Below are 6,975 nucleotides of genomic sequence, written 5' to 3'. Positions count from 1 at the left end.
GCCGTGAGCAATTGCCGCTGACATCAAGGCCTTTTTCGTTTATTTAGCCGACTTATGTATTTCGAGTGTCGTTGGCACATGCGAAAGTTTTGGTTTTGCAACGACGCCTTGTCGCGCTATGCGGCATTGCATCGACTGGATTGACGAATGGCAGCCACCAAGAAAAAGGCCGTACGCAAGGCAAAGAAGGGCGAGAGAATCCGCCAGGTGGCGGCTATTCCCTTCCGGCTGACCGCGCGTGGCGATATCGAGGTGATGCTGGTCACGTCGCGTACCACCAGGCGCTTCATCGTCCCCAAGGGCTGGCCGATGAAGGGCAAGAGCGGACGCAAGGCGGCCACCATCGAGGCGCAGGAGGAAGCCGGCGTGCTCGGCAAGACGCTGAAGCAGCCGGCGGGCACCTATTCCTACTGGAAGCGGCTGGCAAATCGCTTTGTCCGCGTCGACGTCATCGTCTACCTGCTCGAGGTGAGCGAGGAACTGGCCGACTGGCAGGAAGCCAAACGACGCCAGCGGGCCTGGCTGGCGCCAGCCGATGCGGCCATGCTCATCGACGAGCCGGATCTTTCAACGTTGGTGAAGACGCTGAAGATCCCTGTGCAGGTGGACCAGGCGTAGAGCCTCACTCGCCGGGGTCATCGCTTTCGGGAAACGGCCGCACCGGCGTGCCGGTATAGGCCCACAGCCACTCGCGCGGCAGCGGCCCCTTGTTTCGCTCGGCCTGCTGCGACTGCTCCCAGGCATGCGCCAGGATGCCGACCGAGCGCGACAGCACGAAAAGCCCTCGCGTCAGCGGCGGCGGAAAACCGAGTTCGCCATAGATGACGGCGGTGGCGCCATCGATGTTGAGGGGTATTTTTTTCCCCTTGCGGCGTTCGACATCCGCCTCGACCGCTTCGGCGATATCGGCGAAACGCCCATTGACGGCACCGCGTGCGGCAAATTCGCGGGTCAGTTCCAGCAAGCGCGGCGCGCGCGGGTCGACGGGATGGAAGCGATGTCCGAGCCCCGGCACATAGCCCTTCTCCTCGGCGAAGAACCGGTCGAGCCGCGCCGAGACCGCCTCATTCAGCGTCATCCCGGCATCAATCGCCACGGCAATGTCACCATAAAAGGAAAGCGCCTGCTCGCCGGCGCCTCCATGCACGTCGCCGAGAACGTTGATGGCCGAGGCCATGGCGCTGTTGATACCGACGCCGCAGGTTGCAGCCATGCGCGCGATGGCAATCGATGGCGCCTGCGGTCCATGGTCGACGGCGGCAGCCAAGGCAATGCCGAGCAATTCTGCCTGGTCCTCGCTGGGCAGTTCGCCGCGCAGCATCAGCCAGATGACAGCCGGAAAGCTGACGCGGCCGATCAGATCCTGGATCTCGTAGCCACGCAGCCGGATGACACCTGGCCGCATCTCGATGATGTCGGTCTGCCACCATTCCTCGCCGCGCTCACGGCCCGTCTTCTTCTCCGTGCCGCTCATGCGCGTGCCTTTGTCCTGGTGCGGGGCGGCAGGTCGGCGAACACCTCGCTCATATGTTCGCCGAGCGCCGGCGGCGGCTTTGTCGGCAAGGGCGCCTCGCCATCGACCATGAAGCCGCCGCGCAAAACGGTCAGCGGCTTCTTCATGCCAGCCACATCGTCGAAATGCGCGGTCACCTGGCGCTCGAGGACTTGGGGCTCGGCCAGCACTTGCGGGATCGTCAGCACCCTGCCGGCAGGCACGCCGGCGCGATTGAGCGTCTCTTCCCAGGCCGCCGCCGAGGCGCCCGCCAGGGCGTCCTCGATCTCGACTTTAAGCGCCGCACGGTTGCGCTTGCGCGTCTCGCGCTCTGCATAGCGGACATCGGAAGCCAATTCCGGCCGGCCGATCAGCCGGCACAGCGCCACGAACTGCTCCTGCTTGTTGGCAGCGATGTTGATGAGCCCGTCGCCGGTGCGAAACGCACCGGAGGGTGCCGCCGTCATGTTCTCGTTGCCCATCGGCATGGGGTCGATACCTGCGGTCAGATAGTTGGAAACCGGCCAGCCAAGTGCGGAAAGTGTGCATTCGAGCATCGAAACGTCGAGAAAGGCACCCTCGCCGCTCGTCTTCTGCCGCACCAGCGCCGAGGCGATGGCGAACGCGCCGACCAGTCCGCCAAGCGTATCGGCGACGGGATAGCCGACCCGCAGCGGCGCCGCTTCCGGTGTGCCGGTGATGCTCATGATCCCAGACAGGCCCTGGATGATCTGGTCATAGGCGGGATTGTCGCGCATTGGCCCGGTCTGGCCGAAACCCGATATCGCGCAATAGACGAGGCCCGGACGGACCGTCTTCAGTGCCTCGTAGCCAAGCCCCAGCCGATCCATCACGCCGGGGCGGAAATTCTCCACCAGTGCGTCGGCGCTGGCCACCAGATCGAAAAAGCGCTCGCGATCGGCTTGCTTCTTGAGGTCGAGCACAACCGACCGTTTGCCGGCGTTCTGAGCCAGGAACGAGGCGCCCATGCCGGCGCTGTTCAGCTTTGCCGAGCCGCCGAGCTGGCGGGCGAGGTCGCCGCCTTGCGGCGCCTCGACCTTGATCACGTCGGCGCCCAGCAGCGCCAGCTGATAGGCACAGTAGGGACCGGCCAGGACATTGGTCAGGTCGAGGACGCGAATACCGGAAAGCAGTTCTGTCATGGCATCAGGGATCGATCAGGCATCGCCGGGCACATGCTCCGGTCCGCGCCGACGACGATGCTCGATGAAGGCCCAGATATGCGGGCCGGCGAGACCGATGAAGGCGAGCGTCAGCAGTGTCAGCGACAGTTTGTGGGTGTAGAACACGGACCAGTCGCCATTCGAGATAGTCATCGCCCGGCGGAACTGGGTTTCGGCGAGCGGCCCAAGGATCATGCCGATGATGACAGGCGCGGTCGGAAAATCGAACCGCCGCATCAGGAAACCGGCGGCCCCCAGCAGATAGAGGATGACGAGGTCGATGGGCGATTGCGAAATGCCATAGGTGCCGACCGTGGCGAACACCAGGATGCCGGCATAGAGCTGCGGCGCCGGGATTTTCAGCAGCCGCACCCACAGCCCGATCAGCGGCAGGTTGAGGATGACCAGGATGACGTTGGCGATGAACAGGCTGGCGATCAGCCCCCAGACGAGGTCGCCCTGGGTCGTCAAAAGCAGTGGTCCGGGATTGATGCCGTAGCTCTGGAACGCCGACAGCATGATCGCCGCCGTCGCCGAGGTCGGCAGGCCAAGCGTCAGCATCGGCACCAGCACGCCGGCTGCGGACGCATTGTTGGCGGCCTCGGGGCCGGCAACGCCTTCGATGGCGCCGACCGTGCCGAACTCCTGCTTGTGCTTCGACAGCTTCTTTTCGATGGCATAGGACAGGAAAGTCGGGATTTCGGCGCCGCCCGCCGGCATGGCGCCGATCGGGAAGCCGATCGCGGCGCCGCGTAGCCAGGGTTTCCACGAACGCCCCCACTCGGCCGCCGTCATGTAGAGCGAGCCCTTCAGCGGCACGATCTCGTCCTTGCCGGCATAGCGGCGCGAGGCCATGTACAGCGTCTCGCCGACCGCAAACAGGCCAACGGCGGCGATGATGACGTCGACGCCGTCGAGCAGTTCGGTCATGCCGAAGGTGAAGCGCGGCTGGCCGGTCTGCAGGTCGACGCCGATCATGCCGATGACGAAGCCTGCGAACAGGCTGGTCAGGCCGCGAACGGAAGACGAGCCGAGCACCGCCGAGACGGTGATGAAGGCCAGCACCATCAGCGAGAAATATTCGGCCGGACCGAAGGCCAGCGCGAATTTGACCACCACCGGCGCCAGGAAAGCGACGCCCATCGTGCCGATCGTGCCGGCGACGAACGAGCCGATCGCCGAAGTGGCGAGGGCTGCACCGCCGCGGCCGGAACGCGCCATCCTGTTGCCTTCCAGCGCGGTGACGATGGTGGCGCTTTCGCCGGGCGTGTTGAGCAGGATCGACGTCGTCGAGCCGCCGTACATGGCGCCGTAATAGATGCCGGCAAACAGGATGAAGGATGCCTCCGGCGCCACCTGATAGGTGATCGGCAAAAGCAGCGCGATGGTCAGCGCCGGCCCAAGACCGGGCAGCACACCGATGGCGGTACCAAGCGTGGTGCCGAGCAGGCACCACAGAAGGTTGACCGGGGTGAAGGCGACCGAGAAGCCATGTGCCAGATGTCCGAGCGTTTCCATGGCGTCAGCCCCTCAACATGGTGATGAACGCATCGATGACCGTGTTCAGCTGGTTCTCGATGAAACCGGCACCGATGTTGACGCCGAGCGCCCTGGCGAAGCCGAAATAGGCGGCCAGCGCCAGGATAAGGCCGAGCACGACGTCCCGCAGCGTACGCTTGCTGCCGAAGCCGTAGCAGACGAGCACGAACATGATGACGGATGCCGCCGTGAAGCCGAGCGGTTGGATGAGCAGCAGATTGGCGATCAGGCCGATAACGACGAAGCCCATTGCCTTCCAGTCGGTCGGCGTCTCCTTTTCCTCCTCCGGCTGCCAGCCGCCGCGAAGCGCGGCAAGGATGAGCAACAGCGAAAGTACCACCAGGCCAACCATGGTAAGGTAGGGAAAGACGGTCGGGCCGACCTTGGAGTAGAGCGGCGACACCGGGATCGCCAGCGTCTGCCAGGCGACGGCGCCGGCGCAGGCCAGGAGCCCGATGCCTATCAACAATTCCGGCACGGCAAGCCGCGACGGCGCCGCCTGCTGGTCGCTGGTGCTCATGATTGTCCTCCCCAGGAGAGCTGGCCAAGTATGGTTGGCGGAAATGCCCGGCGCCGCATGCTTGCTCCCCACCGCAGGGTCATGCCGGCTTGCATTTCATGCGAGAAGGGGCGACCTGCGCCGCCCCTATGACGATGGATCAGGCGAGCCCGAGATCCTTCAGGATCGCCTCGATGCGGGCTGAATCCTCGGTGACGAACTTCGCATAGTCGTCGCCGGTGAGCAGGATCGGCGTCCAGTTGCGGTTCTTGCATTCGGTCGCCCACGCGTCGCTCTTGGCCATGGTCTCGATCAGGGTGATCATCGCTGCCTTGTCGGCGTCGGAAATACCCGGCGGTGCGAAGACGCCGCGCCAGTTGAACAGTTCGACATCGATGCCGGCCTCCTTCAGCGTCGGCGCATCGATGCCGTCCTGGCGCTTGTCTGCCGAGATGGCGAGCAGCCGCAGCGCGCCCGCCTTGACCTGCTCGGAGAACTCGCCAAAGCCGGAGATGCCGGCCGCGACCTGGTTGCCGAGCAGCGCCGACAACGCCTCACCGCCGCCGGCGAACGGCACGTAGGACAGGTTTGTCGCCGGCACGCCGACAGTCTTGGCAATCAGGCCGAACAGGATGTGATCGGAACCGCCTGCGGAGCCGCCGGCGACAGGAACCTTTGTCGGATCGGCCTTGAGCGCGGCGACGAAATCAGCGGCCGTCTTGAACGGCGACTCCGCCGGCACGACCAAGGCCTCGAACTCGCCGGTAAGGCGGGCGATCGGGGTGACCTGCGTCAGATTGTTGGCGGCCTTGTTGGCAATGATGGCGCCAACCATGACCATGCCGGCAACCATCAGGGAATTGCCTTTGCCGTTCCACTGGCTGATGAATTGCGGCAGCCCGACAGTCCCGCCGGCGCCGCCGACATTGGTGATCTGCGAACCCGAGATGAGCTTTTCACTGCGCAGCACCTGGTCGATCGTGCGCGCCGTCTGGTCCCAGCCACCACCCGGTGCGGCAGGCACGAAGAGCTGTATCTGGGGCGCGCCTTCGGCCAAAGCGGGAGAAAGATGCGACGTCATCAGCCCGGCACCCACGGCTGCGGTGCTCATCAAAAATCTGCGTCTGTCCAGCATGGGATTCCTCCAAATCACGACACCTCCTCCGGTGCCCGCCAAAACGCGCCTGCATCCAGACCCGTCATCGATTTCAAGCAGATGTTACGGAGTTCTGTCAACGGAAACGATATTCTACTGGACAGAACGATTTGGCGGCGCGACACAGTCGCGTCGCTCGGCTTTCTTCAAACTGGAACCGCCATGGATTCGCCAAGCAAATCGGCAGATGCGGAAATCGACCGCGCCGAAGGTGTTGCAGCACTCGATCGGGCGATTGCCATCCTCGATGCCTTCAGCACGGAGGACCGGTCGCTCAGCCTAGCCGAAATCGCGGCGCGCACCGGCCTCTACAAGAGCACCATCCTGCGGCTTGCGAATTCCCTTTTGCGCGGACGATTGCTCGAGCGCCTCGACAATGGGCGCTACCGCGTCGGACCCGCGACGTTTCGGCTCGGTGCGCTCTACCAGCGTTCGGTCGTGGCGGTCGACATCCTGCTGCCGATCATGCGCGATCTTTCCGAGCGAAGCTGGGAAAGCGTTGCCTTCTACGTTCGCTCGGGCGATGTCCGCACCTGTCTTTACCGCGTCGAATCCAAGCACCCGATCCGCTACACGATACGCGAAGGCGACGTATTGCCTTTGCTGCTCGGCTCGGGCGGCCGCGTGCTCGCAGCGTTTTCGGGCCAGCAGGGCGAACCCTACGAGACCATCCGCAAGACCTGCAACTGTCTCGCCGTCGGCGACCGCGACCCCGAGACCGGGGGCGTGTCGGCGCCGGTATTCGGGCCAGGGGGCGTCCTGCTCGGCGCCTTGACCCTGGCTGGACCAAGCACGCGCGTCGACGCGGCCTTTCTGCAGCGCATGAAGCGTCCGCTGCTCGAGGCAGCGGCCCGCGCCACCCGCGCCTTCGGCGAGGACGCCTCAATGCTCGAGCAGGCAAGCCTGGCAGCGGACGCCCTGCCGTAGAATGCGGCCTGATTGGAAGGCTCGCCCAGTTCAACTTGACCAGAACCACACGGCGGTTCTTGGCGCGGCCCGCTTCGTCATCGTTGCTGGCGACAGGTGCCATCATGCCGGCGCCCGCAGCGGTCAGCCGCGCCGCTCAGGTCACCGCGCCAGCAGGATAGTCGGAGCGTCGTGATAG

At 64.7% G+C, this 6,975-nt stretch carries 7 protein-coding genes and 1 pseudogene; 2 read left to right on the top strand and 6 right to left on the bottom strand.

Annotated features, from left to right (window positions below; translation table 11 throughout):
- Positions 1-147 precede the first annotated feature (147 nt).
- On the top strand, positions 148-618 hold the full coding sequence (locus tag EN879_RS18625) for an NUDIX hydrolase (RefSeq protein ID WP_013529616.1): 471 nt from the start codon (positions 148-150) through the stop codon (positions 616-618).
- A gap of 4 nt (positions 619-622) precedes the next feature.
- Here EN879_RS18625 and EN879_RS18620 read toward each other — a convergent pair whose 3' ends face one another.
- The 5 genes from EN879_RS18620 to EN879_RS18600 all read right to left on the bottom strand — a co-directional run bounded on the left by EN879_RS18620 (position 623) and on the right by EN879_RS18600 (position 5,849).
- Entirely contained in the window at positions 623-1,474 is an 852-nt protein-coding gene (locus EN879_RS18620) for a citryl-CoA lyase (RefSeq protein ID WP_063168996.1), read from the bottom strand.
- On the bottom strand, positions 1,471-2,655 hold the full coding sequence (locus EN879_RS18615; protein WP_063168997.1) for a CoA transferase: 1,185 nt from the start codon (positions 2,653-2,655) through the stop codon (positions 1,471-1,473). Before EN879_RS18615 ends, EN879_RS18620 begins: the two co-directional genes overlap by 4 nt.
- Before the next feature lie 15 nt (positions 2,656-2,670).
- Positions 2,671-4,194, bottom strand: coding sequence for a tripartite tricarboxylate transporter permease (locus EN879_RS18610; protein WP_013529613.1), 1,524 nt, complete (start codon positions 4,192-4,194; stop codon positions 2,671-2,673).
- A 4-nt stretch (positions 4,195-4,198) separates the two neighbouring features.
- Positions 4,199-4,735: a tripartite tricarboxylate transporter TctB family protein gene (locus EN879_RS18605; RefSeq protein ID WP_063168998.1), complete on the bottom strand. Its 537-nt coding sequence runs from the start codon at positions 4,733-4,735 to the stop codon at positions 4,199-4,201.
- Between the two features lie 139 nt (positions 4,736-4,874).
- Positions 4,875-5,849 (bottom strand): tripartite tricarboxylate transporter substrate-binding protein, encoded by a 975-nt coding sequence (locus tag EN879_RS18600; RefSeq protein ID WP_013529611.1) that lies wholly within the window; start codon positions 5,847-5,849, stop codon positions 4,875-4,877.
- Between the two features lie 183 nt (positions 5,850-6,032).
- Between EN879_RS18600 and EN879_RS18595 the strand changes: the two genes are divergently transcribed.
- Positions 6,033-6,797, top strand: coding sequence for an IclR family transcriptional regulator (locus EN879_RS18595; protein WP_013529610.1), 765 nt, complete (start codon positions 6,033-6,035; stop codon positions 6,795-6,797).
- A gap of 34 nt (positions 6,798-6,831) precedes the next feature.
- On the opposite strand, the pseudogene EN879_RS40005 reads toward EN879_RS18595, so the two are convergent.
- A pseudogene (locus EN879_RS40005) lies at positions 6,832-6,933 on the bottom strand (DUF4892 domain-containing protein); the annotation flags it as partial.
- Between the last annotated feature and the right edge of the window lie 42 nt (positions 6,934-6,975).

The sequence above is a fragment of the Mesorhizobium sp. M7A.F.Ca.AU.002.02.1.1 genome (assembly GCF_003998535.1).
GTDB lineage: Bacteria > Pseudomonadota > Alphaproteobacteria > Rhizobiales > Rhizobiaceae > Mesorhizobium > Mesorhizobium ciceri.
Note: the sequence above shows the minus strand (reverse complement) of the source record. Positions and strands in the feature narration are given on the sequence as shown.

Bases quoted from the DNA above. Each gene is read 5' to 3' on its own strand.
- EN879_RS18625 (WP_013529616.1), top strand. From the start codon at position 148: ATGGCAGCCACCAAGAAAAAGGCCGTACGCAAGGCAAAGAAGGGCGAG.
- EN879_RS18620 (WP_063168996.1), bottom strand. From the start codon at position 1,474: ATGAGCGGCACGGAGAAGAAGACGGGCCGTGAGCGCGGCGAGGAATGG.
- EN879_RS18615 (WP_063168997.1), bottom strand. From the start codon at position 2,655: ATGACAGAACTGCTTTCCGGTATTCGCGTCCTCGACCTGACCAATGTC.
- EN879_RS18610 (WP_013529613.1), bottom strand. From the start codon at position 4,194: ATGGAAACGCTCGGACATCTGGCACATGGCTTCTCGGTCGCCTTCACC.
- EN879_RS18605 (WP_063168998.1), bottom strand. From the start codon at position 4,735: ATGAGCACCAGCGACCAGCAGGCGGCGCCGTCGCGGCTTGCCGTGCCG.
- EN879_RS18600 (WP_013529611.1), bottom strand. From the start codon at position 5,849: ATGCTGGACAGACGCAGATTTTTGATGAGCACCGCAGCCGTGGGTGCC.
- EN879_RS18595 (WP_013529610.1), top strand. From the start codon at position 6,033: ATGGATTCGCCAAGCAAATCGGCAGATGCGGAAATCGACCGCGCCGAA.